At 51.1% G+C, this 16,448-nt stretch carries 11 protein-coding genes; 3 read left to right on the forward strand and 8 right to left on the reverse strand.

Features of this window, described 5'->3' with window-relative positions; all coding sequences use genetic code 11:
* Positions 1 to 144: 144 nt before the first annotated feature.
* The 7 genes from NDA01_RS14070 to NDA01_RS14100 all read right to left on the reverse strand — a co-directional run bounded on the left by NDA01_RS14070 (position 145) and on the right by NDA01_RS14100 (position 12,453).
* Entirely contained in the window at positions 145 to 555 is a 411-nt protein-coding gene (locus NDA01_RS14070) for a DUF3147 family protein (protein ID WP_348228421.1), read from the reverse strand.
* A gap of 17 nt (positions 556 to 572) precedes the next feature.
* Positions 573 to 914, reverse strand: coding sequence for a DUF3147 family protein (locus NDA01_RS14075; RefSeq protein WP_190431928.1), 342 nt, complete (start codon positions 912 to 914; stop codon positions 573 to 575).
* 98 nt (positions 915 to 1,012) lie between these two features.
* Positions 1,013 to 3,496 carry a putative PEP-binding protein gene (locus tag NDA01_RS14080; protein WP_348228422.1) on the reverse strand — a complete coding sequence of 828 codons (2,484 nt, stop codon included), beginning with the start codon at positions 3,494 to 3,496 and terminating at the stop codon, positions 1,013 to 1,015.
* 120 nt (positions 3,497 to 3,616) lie between these two features.
* A complete protein-coding gene (locus NDA01_RS14085; protein WP_348228423.1) occupies positions 3,617 to 6,841 on the reverse strand; it encodes a response regulator in 3,225 nt (1,074 codons plus the stop codon).
* Positions 6,842 to 6,967: 126 nt separating this feature from the next.
* Positions 6,968 to 7,423 (reverse strand): response regulator, encoded by a 456-nt coding sequence (locus tag NDA01_RS14090; protein ID WP_190554473.1) that lies wholly within the window; start codon positions 7,421 to 7,423, stop codon positions 6,968 to 6,970.
* Between the two features lie 41 nt (positions 7,424 to 7,464).
* A complete protein-coding gene (locus NDA01_RS14095; protein ID WP_348228424.1) occupies positions 7,465 to 9,384 on the reverse strand; it encodes a sensor histidine kinase in 1,920 nt (639 codons plus the stop codon).
* Between the two features lie 9 nt (positions 9,385 to 9,393).
* Positions 9,394 to 12,453, reverse strand: a complete 3,060-nt coding sequence (locus NDA01_RS14100; protein WP_348228425.1) for an ATP-binding protein — start codon at positions 12,451 to 12,453, stop codon at positions 9,394 to 9,396.
* 311 nt (positions 12,454 to 12,764) lie between these two features.
* On the opposite strand from NDA01_RS14100, the gene NDA01_RS14105 reads away from it, so the two are divergent.
* Entirely contained in the window at positions 12,765 to 13,457 is a 693-nt protein-coding gene (locus NDA01_RS14105) for a ComF family protein (RefSeq protein WP_348228426.1), read from the forward strand.
* Positions 13,458 to 13,506: 49 nt separating this feature from the next.
* Here the strand turns inward: NDA01_RS14105 and NDA01_RS14110 are convergent, their stop codons facing one another.
* A complete protein-coding gene (locus NDA01_RS14110) occupies positions 13,507 to 13,878 on the reverse strand; it encodes a hypothetical protein (protein WP_348228427.1) in 372 nt (123 codons plus the stop codon).
* A gap of 372 nt (positions 13,879 to 14,250) precedes the next feature.
* Here NDA01_RS14110 and NDA01_RS14115 point away from each other — a divergent pair, with 372 nt between their 5' ends.
* Positions 14,251 to 15,474, forward strand: a complete 1,224-nt coding sequence (locus NDA01_RS14115; RefSeq protein ID WP_348228428.1) for an ABC transporter substrate-binding protein — start codon at positions 14,251 to 14,253, stop codon at positions 15,472 to 15,474.
* A 21-nt stretch (positions 15,475 to 15,495) separates the two neighbouring features.
* A complete protein-coding gene (locus NDA01_RS14120) occupies positions 15,496 to 16,446 on the forward strand; it encodes a branched-chain amino acid ABC transporter permease (RefSeq protein ID WP_348228429.1) in 951 nt (316 codons plus the stop codon).
* The last annotated feature ends 2 nt before the right edge of the window (positions 16,447 to 16,448 follow it).

Consider the following 16,448-nt stretch of genomic DNA (forward strand, 5'->3'; position numbering starts at 1 on the left):
TAATATCTCCCTAGCTAGCAACATTTGCCGAGTAGGGAGTTTTTTATATTTGGTTAAGTAATACCAATTCTCTAAATTCTATTTACCAAATATTCGTAGGGGCGAACGGCCGTTCCCCCTACAGCCAATCACTTTAAATAATTTTTAGCGCTGATCAGTCTTAGGTTTTAACGATTTAGAAATTGCTGTAGACACCAGCCAGAGAGTAATTGCTACGACCAACCAGATGAGTGTTGCAGCGATCAAAACTACCGATGCTGCCCAGCGATCAACAAAGTACCAAACGGCGATCGCGAAGGTAACCAGACCAATGCTGCCTAGAGCTGCACCTGCGGTATCGGCTCCAGCAGCATCTATGTTTTCGTGCTTTTCAATGAGGGTGATGCTCGCAGGTAAAACGGCAGGAAAGGCCATAAACAATCCGCCAATACTGGGACCATAGCGATAGGCCAAAACTCCGGTGAGCATAGTGACTAGCCCGCCAAACACAAACCGGATAGCATAGTCTGACCAACGCATTTGTTTCAGCTTAGAAAGATCAACCTTGATACCCATACTTTTCCTCAGTCATCCTAAGTAAAGCTGACTGTCCACAATCCATAAGCAACGGTTAGCCACAATAGCCAAGCTGCCACAGCCGCCACCCAAGCTTTAATTCTTTGGCTCAATAGCAACCATGTGACTAACAGACTGTAGAAGAACAGGGCGATCGCCCCGGCGATCATGGCTTGCGCTGCTGTCTGTACATAAGTCATGCCATTGTTGGCAAAGGCGATACTTAAGGTTGCTAAAGCTACAGAAGGAGCCGCACCAAATAGCCCAGCGAAGCTTTTAGGTCGCAGCACATCGCTAATAACAGCAAAACCAGAGACGAAGAGTCCCCCGATAAAAAATCGCAGAATCAGCTCAGACATTGACTACTTTAAGCTGAGATTAAATTTTGGTTAAAACACTTTAGCTTGTAGTCTAGGATACTGTCATCAAACTATAGTCTTAGGCCTAGTCACCCTATTTAAGGAGCCAAGTCAAGTTGTCGCCGTGCTGCTGCTAACAGGAGCTTGTGTTCTGCACGGGCGATCGCGTGATAAGTGCGCTCAACTGCCTCGGCATCGACAGAGATCGAGTTGATGCCCCAACGAACTAAGTGATCAATCAATTCTGGAGATTGGGCAGGCGCTTGGCCACAAATAGAGCAAGAAATCCCGGCGGCTTGAGCTAGCTGAATCAGTTGAGCGATCGCTCGTAACACGGCTGGATGGCGTTCATTAAAGGCGGCAGCGAGTTCTGGTTGGTCGCGATCGGCTCCTAGCAAAAGTTGGGTTAAATCATTGGTGCCAATCGAAATGCCTTGGACCCCAGCTTTCACATAATCTGGCAGCAAAAATAGTACCGATGGCACCTCTGCCATGATCCAAAGTTGAAACTCTGCTTGCTGTATCAACCCAGCTTGCTCTACCCGCTGCCGACAAAAGCTAAACTCTTCTACTGTGCGAACAAAAGGCAGCAATAAATGCACATTGCTGTAACCCGCTTGTTGCACCTCCGCCAGGGCTGTGAGTTCTAGCTCGAATAAGGCGGAGTCGAGAAGATAGCTAAATGTGCCCCGCAGTCCCAACATGGGGTTGGTTTCGGCGGGTAGCAATCTGCCGCCTTCTAGCGCTTGGAATTCATGAGAGCGCAAATCGAGTGCCCGGTAAAACACTGGACGCGGAGCGAAGGCTTTCGCAAACTGGCTCACCTGACTGGCAATTCGATCTACAAACTCTTGCTGCCGCCCCTGCTGCAACCATAGATTAGGATGTTGGTGTTCTAGAACCTCTAGCAGCATCAGTTCTGAGCGAATTAACCCAATGCCATCTATGGGCAAAGTTTTAACTTGGTCGATGAAACGAAGTTGGCTCAGGTTGACCAACAGTTGCGTGGCGATCGCGGGTAGGGGGCGATCGCTCCAGCGAGAATTAGGAGACGAACTAGGAGATGAAACAGGGCTATCTTGACCAGAGCGATTGATCGAGTGCCCATCGGCAGGCAGTGTGGTTTTTGGCTTAGGCTGGGTTGGAGGTGGTTGTCGTTGGTAATGAGTGGTTCTGAAATCAGCAATCCGATAAATCTCTCCCTGCGTGCCATCCAATAGCACTGTTTCCCCCGCCTGAATAATGCGAGTCGCCTGCGCCGCACCCACAATCGCTGGTAATCCTAACTCCCGCGCCAAAATAGCGCCGTGACTGGTCATGCCGCCTTGCTCAGCCACCAAACCAGCGGCTTGCTGCAAGCATGAAAACCAATCTGGTGTGAGCGTGGTGGTGACTAAAATTCGACCGGGTGGGATGTGCTCAGGTAAGTGGGCATCAGTAATCACGACTGCTTCGGCGATCGCTTGGCCACTAGCCGCCGCCAATCCTTTTAGAATCAATTGGGGTTCTGTCGGCACAGTCTTCCGCAGCCATGATGGAGCGATCTGGTCTGGTTGCTGGAGTTCCGAAATTGGTAAGTTAACTTGGGTGAGATACAGCTCCGGGGGAGACTCTATATCTGCCTGCATCCACATCCACTTGAAGGTGAAGGTAGCGCTAAAGTCAGTTTTGAGTTGTTGCGCGATCCGAATCAGTTGTTGCAGCGTGGCTGGAGGCAGGGCGTATCGGTTTTGCTGCGCTTCTGTGAGTAGGTGAACCTGCAAGCAGCCATCGGGATGTTGAAAAGCAGGCTGGCTAATGTCCTTTAAGAACGGTAAGAAATCGGGGGCTTGGGGCAAGGTATGGGCGCAGGTTTTGCTGCCCAAGGTTTGAGCTTGCACAATGCCTTGGAGCGCATCTATCTCGTAAGAGTCTGGAGTCACTTCACCCCAAGCGATCGCGGTTTCTAGACCCCAAGTAGACTGAATCGCAACAAGATTATCCTCAACCTTCACTACTCCTGCGGCGATCGCGGGCAAGACTGGGTGAATCAACACGGCTAAGCAAATTTGCTCTAAAGGAATTTCGGCTCGCTGCCAGTACAGCAAACTTTTGGCTCGAAACAACTCTGCCCAAACTTTTTTTAAGCCGACTGCTAAGGCTTCTGGTTTAGCAGAGCAAATTTGCGGCTCAAAGATCTCGGCAGCTTCTAGGGCCAAGAGATTGTCGGCGGGTGGCTTCAGGGCCAACGAAGGTTGCAAAATCAGGGTGGTGGCTTGCAGTTGGGAGGCCGCTTCGCTTAAGTTTTCTAGCCACAGCTCTGGTAATGGAGTGGTCGTAATCTCATGACGGATGTGCTGAGCGATCGCCTGCAATTGTTGAGGATGATCGACGTTCAGATGCAACGAAGAACTCGGAAGATCAGCAAATGGCTCTCGCCACTGAATAGACTCAATAAATTCTTGAAAGGTTTGGGCTGGTACCACTAAACCGGATAGCACAGGGTAGCCACTCTGAAGCAGATGACCGAGATAAAAGGCTTGATTTCCAAACCACAAAGGATTCGTATGTTGAATTTGATTCAACCAGTACAGGCTAGGCACAGGCAGCGCTGGTCTGAAAATAATCTTTCAATCTTAATCTAGTGGCTGTCTTTCCCTGAATCTTCCTTGCAATGATTAAAGACCTGACTGCTATTTAACCGACTTAGCCGACTCATTCAGTTAGCTGACTAAGCTAACAATCAAATTAATTAATTCGGCCAAGTTTACAGGCTTGGATAAGTGATGCTGAAATCCGGCGGCTAGAGCTTGTTGGCGATCTTCTGCTTGGGCATAGGCAGTCAAGGCGATCGCTGGGATATTGCGACCTTGGGTTGCTTCTGCCGCGCGCCACTGTCGGATTAAAACGTAGCCATCTTCACCAGGCATGCCAATGTCGCTGACTAACACTTGAGGTTGCCACTGTTGCCGCATGGCTAAGGCCGCTGGGCTGGAGCCAACGGCTTTTACCTCAGCCCCTTGCTGCATTAAAGCAGTCGTGAGAAATTCTCTGGTATCGGCATCGTCATCCACCACCAAAATGCGTAAGTTATTCAGATTGGACGTAGATGGGAGGGTTATGGCGGGTCCTGCCAACGTGACTGAAGGTAGAACAGTCTCTGGGATAGGACCCAAGCTCCGAGGTAAGCGGACGGTAAAAGTAGCGCCTTGGCCTATACCTGGGCTGGCTGCTTTCACTTGGCCTCCGTGTAGCTCGACTAAATGTCGCACGATCGCGAGTCCTAGACCCAAACCGCCGAAAGAGCGAGTTGTCGTACTGTCGGCTTGACGAAAATGGTCAAAGACATGGGGGAGAAACATCGGACTAATGCCTTGCCCCGTATCAGCGATTTCAATTTCTACAGTGGTTTCGCAGTGACGCAGATGCATCGTGATGTGCCCTGCTGGAGGCGTGAACTTGATCGCATTGGACAGTAAATTCCAAATCACCTGCTGCAAGCGATCGCTATCACCCAAGATAAAGCTATTGGGTTGGTCAAAAATGAGTTGCAGTTGCATCGATTTGGCTTCGAGTAAAGGGCGGGCAGCGTCGAAGGCCGCTTCAACCACTGGCACCAAGTCAAGTTGCCGCATTTGCAGCTTTATCTGGCCCCGCATCACTCGGGAGACATCGAGCAAATCTTCAATTAATTGGGTTTGCAGCTTGGCATTGCGCTCAATGGTTTCTAGGGCGCGCTCGGTGGTAGCAGGATCAAAATTGCGATTTCGCAACAGGCGGGACCAGCCCAGAATGGCATTGAGGGGCGATCGCAACTCGTGAGATACGATGGCGAGAAATTCGTCCTTCATGCGATTAGCCGTTTGGGTTGCCTGGTAGAGTTGGGCATTGTCTACAGCGGCGCTCGCCCGACGGGCTAAATCTTCTGCTAAGTCCAAGTCGGCTGATTGGTAAGGTCGCGTAGAGTCCACTCGAATTAAAGAAATAACCCCCAACACTCTTTCGCGGGCTACGAGAGGGACGCACATGAGAGAGCGGCCTGCTAAGCGCTGTAACACAGCTAAGTGCTTGGCATCCTGGGCAATTTCAGCCAAAAACCCAGGGGAAATTTCCGGAATCAGCACAGACTTGCCAGTGCGTAAAGCAGTGAAAGCAGGGTGCGGCTTGGTCAAATTGGGCGGGTACTGCTGCAACTGCTCTTGCATCATTTGAGCTTGCGCCGGGTCTCTGTGAGCGATCGCTAAGCGCCGCAGCGTTTCTCCCTCCTCCACCATATCAATGGTACAGAAGTCGGCCAGGGTAGGGATGGTGAGCTGCGCCATACTGGTCAGCGTGGCTTCGTAGTCGAGCGAAGACACTAATACAGTGCTGGCTTCGGCCAAAAACTGCAAAGCGCTCACCGCCCGCCTGCGCTCAGTGGTTTCTACCATCACACCTCGGAGTTGCTGAGCTTGACCGGAAGCATCGGTGACGACGTAAACAATGTCCCGTAACCAAATAACTCGGCCATCCGCTGCGATCGCCCGATACTCAAAATCTTGGTTTTGGCGGGTGGTCGTTGCTGTTTGGCAGATCTGGCGGACGCGATCGCGATCGTCTGGGTGAATTAAGCTGGGCCAGAAAGTTGCGTCTTCCAGCCAGCGATCGATGGGGTAGCCCAGCATCGTTTCTGCTTGCTGGCTGACAAAGGTAAACTGCCAAGTTTTAGCTTCGGCTTCCCACACGATCGCGTCGAGTCCATTCACCAAATCGCGAAATCGCTGTTCCGCAGCTTCCGCCGCCGCTCGAGCCGTTTGTTCTCGCTCTAGCAGCTTCAGCCGCTCCACCTCGGCACGCTTACGCTCGGATACATCTGACATCAGCGACACAACGCTGTTGGGCTGCCCCTTGTCGTCTCGTAGCACCGCCGTCCATAAGTCAATAAAGATCGACGTTCCATCTTTGCGCTGGCGATAAGTTTCAAATCCGCTGAGCAGTTGGCCCGCTAAAGTCGTCTGCAAATTTTGCAAAAATTCTGCCTGTTTATCGACAGGAATACTAGGGAGAGGTTGACCCAGTACTTCTGACGCAGACCAACCAAAAATCTTTTCAGCGGCAGGGTTCCAAAGCTGGACTCGGCCTTCGGGGTCCAGCATGGTGATGCCGAGCGGAGAGGCTTGGATCAGCGCTTGTAAGGTTTGATTCGTTTCTTCTAAAACGATCGCGGCTTGTTTGTAGGGAGTAATGTCTTCTAACAAGCCATCAATAAAAGTTTTACCATCGGCTGATTGGCTCAAGGTGGCGCTGAGCAAAGCCCAAATGCGACTACCCTGGCTACAGAGCTGGACTTCGCGCTCGTAGTAGCGGCTACTGGCTTGTAACCACTGTTGAAATTCTAAGTAGTCAGCATGGTGGCAAAACAGTTCTTCCCAATTCAGCGTTAGGGCAGCGGTAGTGTGCGGTAATTTCAGGATCTTTTGAAAGGCGCTATTGCTTTCCAGCAAATGCCCATCTGCACTCGCTCGAAACACACCTACATTCAGCCGCACCAGCAAAGATTGGAGTTGTTGTTGTAGCTGGGCCGATTTGCGGCGCTCGATCGCATGTTCTAGGGCAGAGCGGACGGCGATCGCTAAGCGAAAGGTGTGTTTGGGAGACTTGAGAATGTAGTCTTCTACCCCAGCCTTCATCGCTGCCACCGCCACTTCTTCGTTACCGCTGTTGGTGAACATAATCACCGGACAGTCAGGATAACGGGCTTTAATAGCTTGGGCGATCGCCACCCCATTGTTCCAACCTAGCTGATAGTCAGTGACGACTAAGTCAAACGTATCTGTAGCCAGAGCTTGGCTCAATTGTGCCGCAGTAGCAACTTCCTGAAACTCTACGTCTTGGAACTCCCGGTGTAACTCCCGCTTTACTAGGAGGCGATCATCAGGGTTGTCATCGATAATCAAAATCCTTGCCATAGGATTGCCAACTGAATATCCACTTTAAGCTGCGCCAGAGAAAAGTTACTGCAAGTCGGGTCTGGATACAATTGCCGCGATCGCTTTAACTTGCATCCTAAACCGCATCTGGGATGGCATCAAGGCTCAATCGTGGGCCAGCGTGGGAGCTTGATTGAGATTCATCCAATAGAGATCGAGCATTTTCACAATGTCTAATAAAGCGTTGAAGGCCACTGGCTTGACCAAGTAAGAATTTGCGCCCAAATCGTAGGCCCGATTCACATCACCCATTTCTTGAGAGGAAGTCAGCACGATTACGGGGAGACGCTTTAGCTCAGGCTGTTGTCGTAACCACGCTAGCACTTCATGCCCAGAACGGCAGGGAAGTTTTAAGTCGAGCAACACGAGACTGGGTAAGGGATGCTGATGGCGATCGCGATAAGGGTCTTGGCCAGACAAATACAGTACAGCGGCTTCGCCATTGTCTAGCACCTGCATCGGAGCCGGGAGGTTCGCTTTAGTAAAGGCTCGTTGAATGAGTAAAACGTCATTTGGATCATCTTCCACCAATAAAACTGATCCTGACGTGCTTGAAATCATAGCGCTCTCTCCGTCTCTGTCTCTTGTAACTCTAGCTTGGTCTAGCTCTGGGCTTGTGGTAACTCTAGCCAAAACTGACTGCCTTGGGTAGGGCAAGACTCAACTCCGACTCGACCACCCATGCGTTCTACCCCCTTACGCACGATCGCTAAACCAATGCCAGTGCCAGGATATGCTTCGGTGCCGTGCAAACGCTCAAAGACCCGAAAAATGCGTTCTTGATGTTGCGGAGCGATGCTAATGCCGTTATCTTGCACCCACAGCCGTACGCCATTGGGTTGCGTCTCTGCCCAAATTTTAATTTGGGGTTGCACTCCCGCCCCCACAAACTTCAATGCATTCATCAGCAAGTTGGTCAGGACTTGCACCAGGGTAACGCGATGACCCATGACGCTGAGGAGCGGGGGCACAACCGTAATTTGGGCGTGGCGTTGCCGAATTTCTAAGTCTAGCTGCGCCAAAATCTCACTGACTAAAGCAGTTAAATCGATCGGTTGTAGCTGCAACTCAGCGCGGCTCAAGCGACTGTACGCCAGCAAATCTTCAATCAACGTGTCCATGCGTTGAGCGGCTTTGCTGATGCGATGCGCGTAGTCCTGGCCAACTTCATCTAGAGCTTCCTGATAATCTTCCAGCAAGGCTTGGGTAAAACCTTGCATGGCTCTCAGGGGTGCCCGTAGGTCATGAGAAACCGAGTACCCAAACGCCTCTAACTCGGTGTTGGCTGCTTGGAGTTGGGCGGTGCGCTCTAAAACCCGATTCTCTAACTCGGTGGCATTTTGCTGGAGTTGTTCTCGCAATTGGGCTTGCTCCAGCGCGATCGCCAGTTGATTGGCGACTTCCTGACTGATTTCTCGCTGCTCAGGGGTTAGTGTGGCCACATGAGCGCCCAGCAACCTCAGCTCTCCCACCAAGGTGCTTTCGCTTTTGAGCCGCAACGTCAAACAGGTTTCATGTTCGTCCGTAGGCTCAGGCAAGAGATTGGTAGGGCAAGTTGCTTCTAGCGCCTCAGCGGCATGAGGCTGATTAGATAAAGTCAAGGGTGAAGATGGCTCGATATTAGGTAAAACGGATGCCAGGGGTAGGCGGGTGCCAACTGCCAACCGAGAAACTTTTCCGTTGCTGCTATTCCCTAAAATCTGCGCTTCGCCCGCTTCAAAGTCGTAGCGCAACAGCAAGGCTTGTCGGCAAGGTACTAGGTAGCACAGACGAGCGATCGCCGATTGAGCAATTTCTAGCGATGAGTGTGCTTCTAGAATGGCGCGATCAATATCATGCAGGATGGCTAAGCGTTGAGCCGAGCGTTGCAGAGCGGCTTCTGCGCGTTTGCGCCGTGTTAGGTCACGAGTGATGAGTGCATAAAACCCCACCAGTAGCAGCAAGGTCAGAATGGCAATTAGCGATAGGGCGAGCGTGGTCTGGCGGATGCTGTCGCGGGACTGCTGCGATCGCAGCGCTAACAGGTCTGCTTCCTCTTGCTGCATATCAGCAACCGTGAGGCGGATTTGATCCATCAGTTGTTTGCCTCGATTGGACAACACAATGCGCCGAGCCGCTTCCAGCTTGTTCTGCTGGCCCAATTGAATCGTTTGGTCGAGTTCGCTTAACTTCTGGTTGATTACGGGTTTTAAGAAGGCGAGGCGACCTTGCTGGTTCGCGTTGTCCCTAGTCAAGGCTTGCAACTGCTCCACTCGCTGATTTATTTGAGCGATCGCACTGTTATAAGGCTGCAAATAGCGGGTTGCCCCGGTTAAGAGATAGCCTCGTTGTCCAGTTTCGGCATCTTTCAAGGTCGAAAGCATTCTCTCCAAGGTGATAATCACTTCTTGGGAATGAGTGACCGAGGCATTGTTTCGGATCAGTTGCAGGATATGGTAGTATGACACTCCCACATTGATCGCCAAAACAGCAAGGCCAAAGACGAAGTAGACCGTGAGGCGACGATGCAAAATCTTGGACATAGGTTACTGTCAGAGGCTGACCTTAGGGCTAGATTTCACTAAGGTTGCGATCGCGTGAGTCAGGGCTATCGGTTCTACAGGCTTGGACAAATGCACCTGAAATCCAGCCGTGAGAGAGCGTTGTTGTTCTGCTTCACCAGCGTAGGCTGTTAAGGCGATCGCCGGAATATGACAAATCCTGTCATCGGCCCGCACCTGTTGAATCAACTCATGGCCGTCACGCTCTGGCATCGCAATATCACTGACGAGCACATCGGGTTGGCAATGTTGCAGTACAGCCAGGGCTTCTGCGACCGCAGCCACGGCAGTGACTTTAGCGCCTTGGGCTTCTAAAACAACCGTGAATAACTCTCTAATATCTACTTCATCATCCACCAACAAAATCTGCATCCCCTCTAGGGTTGGCCCTGGGTCTGTAGCCACGGCACCCAACTCCGCAACACTGTGTACTTGAGTGGGTTCTGCCCTAGTAACGAGCGGGAGCCGCACACTAAAAGTAGCGCCTTGGCCTTCCCCCGGACTTGTAGCTTGGACTGTACCTCCATGCAACTCAACCAAGTGACGCACGATCGCCAAACCAAGCCCTAACCCGCCTTGCGATCGCGTCGTGGTGCTGTCGGCTTGGCGGAAGCGCTCAAAGACATGGGGCAGAAATTCCGGTGCCACGCCTAAGCCCGTATCACTGACCCGAATTTCTACTTGAGCCTCACCCAGGGATCCATTGCAATCTAGGTTGGAGTTGCCCAAAGCCTGGACCTGCTCCATCTGCACCTCGACTCGCCCTCCAGACGGCGTAAACTTGACGGCATTGGAGAGCAAATTCCATACCACTTGCTGAATCCGGTCTGGATCAACCGTGACTCGATACCGGGGAGAAGTACAAGCACAGGTGACTTGGAGTGACTTAGCTTCAGCCGCCGGGCGCGCTGCATCGATCGCCGCTTGAATCACGGTCACTAAATCGGTAGGGCAGAGATTGAGCCGCAACTGGCCCCGAATAATCCGCGAAACATCCAAAATGTCTTCTATGAGTTGGGCTTGCAACTTAGCGTTGCGCTCAATGGTTTCTAAGGCGCGTGTGGTGGTAGCGGCATCCATCTGACGCTGTGTGAGCAAGCGGGACCAGCCCAAAATCGAATTGAGGGGAGTGCGAAGCTCGTGGGACAGGGTAGCCAAAAACTCATCTTTCATGCGATTGGCGGCTTCGGCGGTGCGACGGGCAGCTTCACTGGCGGCTCTGGCTTGCTGCGCTTTCTGGTATAAGCGCACGTTGTCCAGCGCGATCGCGGCTCGGTGCGCGACTTCTTCCACCAACACTCTTTCGTCGGGTCCATATCGCCGATCCGAGACAGTTGTAGCCAGTAAAATAGCGCCCAAAATGCGATCGCTACCCCGGAGCGGCTGAATCGTAAAAGACCGCGTGGCTAAATTTTCGATGGCAGTGATATGCCCGGAACTGGTGGGAAATTCTCGGAAAAATGTCTCCGCGATCTCCGCCTGACAAAACGCTTTTCCGGTCCGGATCGCCTCAGCCACGGGCACCTGGGCTTGCAGATGCAGAGGATAGTTTTGATTGAAGGCTAGTAATTGCTCGGTCTGCGTCGGATCAACATGAGCCGCAGCCACGCGACGAATTAGGTCTGAACTTTCATCTCGGACATAAATCAGGCAGTAGTCTGCCAAGTTGGGCACGATAACCTGAGCGAGCGCTTGCAAGGCCACCTCAGACTCCAAGGAAGTCGCGAGTTGAGCACTCACTTGAGCTAAAAAAGCGGCGCGTTGTTGGGCGGCTTCCGCTTCCGCCCGTGCAGCTTGGGCCTGGATCAACTGCACCCGTTCGGCTTCCGCTTGCTTGAGGGCGGTGATGTCGCGGCTGACGATCAAGGCATATTGCACGTTTCCTTCAGCATCCAACTCGGGTACCACCCGTGATTGATAAGTGCGCCATCCTTGCAGGCTAGGAGCTTTGAATTCCACCGTCTGCTCTTTTCCCGTGGCAAACATTTGCTCCATGCTGCTGTCCCAAGCTTGACAGAATGACTCTGGCAAACCATGTTCTTGACTCGTGTGGCCCAAGAAGAAAGCGGCAGGGAATCCGGTGATGCGCTCTACGGCTGGATTGACATAGACATAGCGAAAGGCGCGATCGCAGCGAATAATTACATCCGGGGTGTTATCCAAGAGTGCCTTAGATTCTTGCTCCCGCCGATACAAAGCTTCCTGCGCCTGCTGGCGTTCTGCAATCTCCTGCTGCAAAATCACATTGGCTTGGGTGAGCGCTAAAGTGCGTTCTTCCACCAACCGTTCCAATTCGTCGTGAGATTGGCGTAGCACCTCCTCTGCTTGCTTACGTTCCGTAATATCTAGAACGGTCCCGAACATTCGGATCGGTTGACTAATCTCATTTTGCAGAAACCGCCCCCGACTGACGATCCAATGCAGCGTGCCATCGGGCCAAATAATCCGAAACTCTTCGCTATAGTCGGCTCTAGAGGCTTGCGCTACTTTAAAAGATTGGGCGAGGCGATCGCGATCGTCTGGGTGCACACAAGCTAAAAAGGCGCTCACGGTACCCGAAAAAGAGTCCTCGGGCAGGCCAAATAACCGCTCTTGTTGGCGTGACCAGCTAACTTTACCGGTACGGATGTCCCAATCCCAGTTGCCCATTTGGGCGGCTTCGATCGCCAAACTGAGTTGTTCTCGGCTTTCCCAGAGCTTCAGACCTCGCAAATGAGCTTGTCGCTTTGCCACCCAAAGCCTGTGGTGGAGCAAGTTTGTCACCACCACTGCGGCAATCCCAGCACCAAGGCGCAGCAGATCTGTTTCAGTAAAGTTGAACTGGAACAAGGGGAGATTGATGAAAAACTCAAAGGCCAATGCCGATAGAAAACCAGCCGCAAACCCTGGGCCTACCCCGCTGTACCAAGTGTTGACAACAATCGCAATAAAAAATAGTAGGGCTGGGGTATGACTCAGTAAGGGTTGCAGTAAGCAGGTGAGGACCAAGGCGATCGCCACCGTAAATGCAGCGATACCGTAATGTTGTAGAGCCGTGTACCTCACCGTCATCAACCAGCCTTCACTCTAAATAGATCAATCAAATAGATCAGCGTCAACAGACCTGCATACCCAGCACAGAGCAGGGTGCCCAAAACCCAATTCTGGGTTCAAGGACATAGCCTTTCTATCAAGACTGATTGAGCTAAATTCAGCAACGACTCCAAGAACCTTTTCCACTTGATCCCGCTCTGTCTACAGATAGATCTTGAGGCGAGCTGTGTAGTCTAAGGAAGCAAGGTTTCTCTACAAATTGAATAGAGCAAACTGGCTAGAGAGAACTGAACAAACTGATCTACTCCATAACCGCACTGGGTTTGTTGATGCGCCACTGGACTCATCCGTTGAAAGCTTGGCTGAATGTAATCCTGGAGTCTCCTTGCGCGTTATGTCAGCGATCGACTGCCGCCACCTTTTGCCTCGACTGCGATCGCCAACTCCAACGCTGTGCTTTGCCAGCTCCAGCGGCGCAGTGGCAGGGGCAACTCCCGGTGTTTGCTTGGGGCAAATATGGCGGCACGCTCAAACGGGTGCTAGCGGGCTTGAAGTACGACTACCAACCCCAAGTCGCGCAGCCTCTAGGGCAATGGTTAGGGCAAGCTTGGCTCAAGCAAGGGCCAAAACATCTCATTCATCCCACTTCGGCAGCACCCTTACCCGTCGTGGTGCCCATTCCACTCCACACCGCCAAACTAAAACAACGTGGGTATAACCAAGCCGAACTCTTAGCCCAGAGCTTTTGTGAGCAAACAGGTTTGCCCTTGCAGCGGCAAGGTTTAGTGCGAATTCGAGCCACAGAAGCTCAATTTGGTTTGTCGCAAATCGCTAGAGAGCAGAACTTGGCAGCGGCTTTTGCGCTGAATCAGTCTGTATGGCGAGGCCCTCGCGATCGCCCTGTGTTGCTACTCGATGACATTTACACGACTGGAGCAACAGTACAGTCAGCCGCCCAAATCCTGCGATCGCAAGGGATTAAGGTTTGTGGCATCATCGCGATCGCTCAGGCGCAATACTAAGGCGCGTTTGAGGAAATTAAGTTTGATGAGATTGCGAATCTAAAGCGCTTTAAGAAGGATATACAGTAGGTTGCATCCGTGTGGGCCGAGTGGGCCCAAAGATCGGGCTAGGATCTAGGCCAGCAATTTGTTGAAATTGCTCTGGTGTAATCGTGCTCACAATGGGCTGCTGTTCCCAAGTCTTAAGCTTCTGATGCGCCTGCAATAGGAATTGAAATCCTCTAACGAGAGGGACAGTTAACCAACTGTCTACTAACGTCTCCACCAGCGCTAATTCAATCAGAGGTGCTGGATAAACTCTTAGGAGATCCGCTAAGTAATCTTCAAAGTCATCAATCAAGTCGCTTGGCTCAAAATGCAATTGATAACTATTGACGATATGCTTAACTCGTTGATGGCTGAGTTGTTCCGAAATATTCATCTAGACCTCAGCTAGACTTTAGCGTTGAAATTCTTCTGAATCACTGTCTAAAATTAATCCTTAACTAATAAGTAATTGATAATTTCAAAGATTTTACCAAGCACGGTTTAATTTATAAAAATAATTCTAATTCTTTTCAGATTAATTTAAGCGGCTGCACCTGGGCGATCGCGAATGCAGAGTCAAGCAAGTTTCGGTTGGCAGAGCAAGATGTGGTGAGGTTTTCGCCGAGCATCTAGGTCGATACCGCTTGATCACACGCTCATGGGATGATAAAGAAATGACCAACCCTTTGGGTCCATACCGAGCCTGCAGTTAAGCAATTCACCCAACTGGCTCTTGAATCAGCGCTAAATTCCCACGCCGTCAGCCATGAAAAAGTTTTCCGCTTATACATCTTCTTTATTAGTTACTGGGGCTTTATTTCTGGGAGCTTGTAGTCCCAATTCCAACAACACAGCCACCAACAATACAACTAATACCACCACATCCAGTACAGGTACACCGATTTCCATTGGCATTGCCGTAGCCCAAACTAGCAACGTGGCTTTGTTAGGGCAAGAGCAAGTGGCAGGAGCTAAGATTGCCGAGAAATATTTCAATGAAAAAGGTGGTATCAACGGTACCCCAATCAAACTCGTGTTTCAGGACACCGCTGGAGATGAAGCAGGGGCGATTAATGCGTTTCAAACTTTGATTACTAGAGACAAAGTAGTCGGCATTGTTGGGCCAACTTTGTCTCAGCAAGCCTTTGGAGCCGATCCAGTCGCAGACCGAGCGAAAGTTCCTGTCCTTGGCCCTTCTAATACTGCGAAAGGTGTGCCGCAGATTGGAGAGTACGTTGCCAGAGTTTCCGCTCCGGTGGCGGTGGTAGCTCCAAACGCAGTCAAAGCGGCGCTAAAACTGAATCCTGGCATCAAGAAGGTAGCGGTTTTTTATGCTCAAAACGATGCCTTTAGTAAATCGGAAACTGAAACCTTTCAGCAGACGGTAAAAGACCAAAACCTCGATCTGATTACAGTCCAGAAGTTTCAAACCACAGATACCGACTTTCAAACCCAAGTCACGAATACGCTCAATCTCAAACCGGAATTGGTAATTATTTCTGGGTTGGCTGCCGATGGTGGCAACTTGGTGCGGCAGTTGCGGGAGCTGGGTTACAAAGGCGCAATTATTGGCGGCAATGGCCTGAACACCTCTAATATCTTTCCGGTTTGCAAGGCGCTCTGTGATGGCATTTTAATTGCTCAAGCGTATAGCCCAGAGCATCCTGGTGAAGTGAATGCGGCTTTCCGCAAGGCTTATCAAGCTCAATACAAGAAGGAGCCACCTCAATTCAGCGCTCAAGCTTTTGCGGGAGTGCAGGTTTTTGTCGAAGCCTTACAAAAAATGGGAGACAAAGCTAAACCCAATCCAGGGGCGATCGCTGAGCTGCGGACAGCGTTAAATCAGGAGATTTTGCGGGGGCAATATGCGACTCCCTTAGGCGAGATTGCGTTCACCCCAGAAGGTGAAGTGGTGCAGAAGGAGTTCTATGTCGCCCAGATCAAAATGGAAGGCGATCGTGATAGTGGCAAGTTTGTGTTTCTCAAGTAGGCTTAGCTCGCAGAGAAATTGATGAGTTTTACTCTGTTTTTTCAGCAGTTCTTGAATGGCTTATCGATCGGCAGTGTTTATGCCATTTTTGCTTTGGGCTATACCCTGGTCTTCTCGATCTTAGGCATTATCAACTTTGCCCACGGCGCTATTTTCACCCTCGGAGCTTACTTCACGTACACGCTCATGGGCGGAGCATTTGGCTTTAACGGCTTGCTGGCGAATGCCTCTCTCCCGGTGCAACTGCCGTTTGCTTTAGCCTTGGTATTGGGCAGTGGTTTAGCAGGTTTGGTCGGTGTAGCGGTCGAGCGAATTGCCTTTCAACCGTTGCGCCAACGCCGCGCTGATCCGCTACTCACCGTCGTTTCCAGCTTGGGTGTGGCAGTGGTGATTGTGAACTTGATTCAGTATCTCGTTGGGGCAGAGATTTATACCTTCCCCAACAATACCTATGGCGATTTGCCAGCAGCCATCAACTTTGGCACTGCCACCCAACCGATCATGATTCGCACCGTACAGGTGATCATTTTTGCTGTTTCTGTGGTGATCTTGGGGATTTTAACCTTTTTGATTAACCGCACTAAGTTCGGCAAAGCGATGAAAGCTGTGGCAGAAGACCCCACAACTGCCAGTCTGCTCGGCATCAATACCGATCGCTTTATTGTCTTGACCTTTTTCGTCAGTAGCTTTCTAGGTGGTTTGGCAGGAACGTTAGTTGGCTCTAGCGTTGGTATTGCGGGGCCTTACTTTGGTATTGGCTTTGGCCTCAAAGGATTAGCAGTGATTGTGCTGGGTGGATTAGGCAGTATCCCTGGAGCTGTGTTAGGGGGGGTAGTTATTGGCTTAGTGGAAGCGTTTGTCCCCTCTGACTACTCGGCTTACAAAGATGCAGCCGCCTTTGGCATTCTATTTCTGATGCTATTGGTGCGACCGCAAGGTTTGTTAGGTCGTACCTTCGTGCAAAAGGTTTAATC

The organism is Trichocoleus desertorum AS-A10, from assembly GCF_039962155.1.
GTDB lineage: Bacteria > Cyanobacteriota > Cyanobacteriia > FACHB-46 > FACHB-46 > Trichocoleus.

Excerpts from the sequence above, each read along its gene's own strand:
- NDA01_RS14090 (WP_190554473.1), bottom strand. The coding sequence starts at position 7,423 with ATGATTTCAAGCACGTCAGGATCAGTTTTATTGGTGGAAGATGATCCA.
- NDA01_RS14110 (WP_348228427.1), bottom strand. The coding sequence starts at position 13,878 with ATGAATATTTCGGAACAACTCAGCCATCAACGAGTTAAGCATATCGTC.
- NDA01_RS14085 (WP_348228423.1), bottom strand. The coding sequence starts at position 6,841 with ATGGCAAGGATTTTGATTATCGATGACAACCCTGATGATCGCCTCCTA.
- NDA01_RS14075 (WP_190431928.1), bottom strand. The coding sequence starts at position 914 with ATGTCTGAGCTGATTCTGCGATTTTTTATCGGGGGACTCTTCGTCTCT.
- NDA01_RS14095 (WP_348228424.1), bottom strand. The coding sequence starts at position 9,384 with ATGTCCAAGATTTTGCATCGTCGCCTCACGGTCTACTTCGTCTTTGGC.
- NDA01_RS14105 (WP_348228426.1), top strand. The coding sequence starts at position 12,765 with ATGCGCCACTGGACTCATCCGTTGAAAGCTTGGCTGAATGTAATCCTG.
- NDA01_RS14120 (WP_348228429.1), top strand. The coding sequence starts at position 15,496 with ATGAGTTTTACTCTGTTTTTTCAGCAGTTCTTGAATGGCTTATCGATC.
- NDA01_RS14070 (WP_348228421.1), bottom strand. The coding sequence starts at position 555 with ATGGGTATCAAGGTTGATCTTTCTAAGCTGAAACAAATGCGTTGGTCA.
- NDA01_RS14100 (WP_348228425.1), bottom strand. The coding sequence starts at position 12,453 with ATGACGGTGAGGTACACGGCTCTACAACATTACGGTATCGCTGCATTT.
- NDA01_RS14115 (WP_348228428.1), top strand. The coding sequence starts at position 14,251 with ATGAAAAAGTTTTCCGCTTATACATCTTCTTTATTAGTTACTGGGGCT.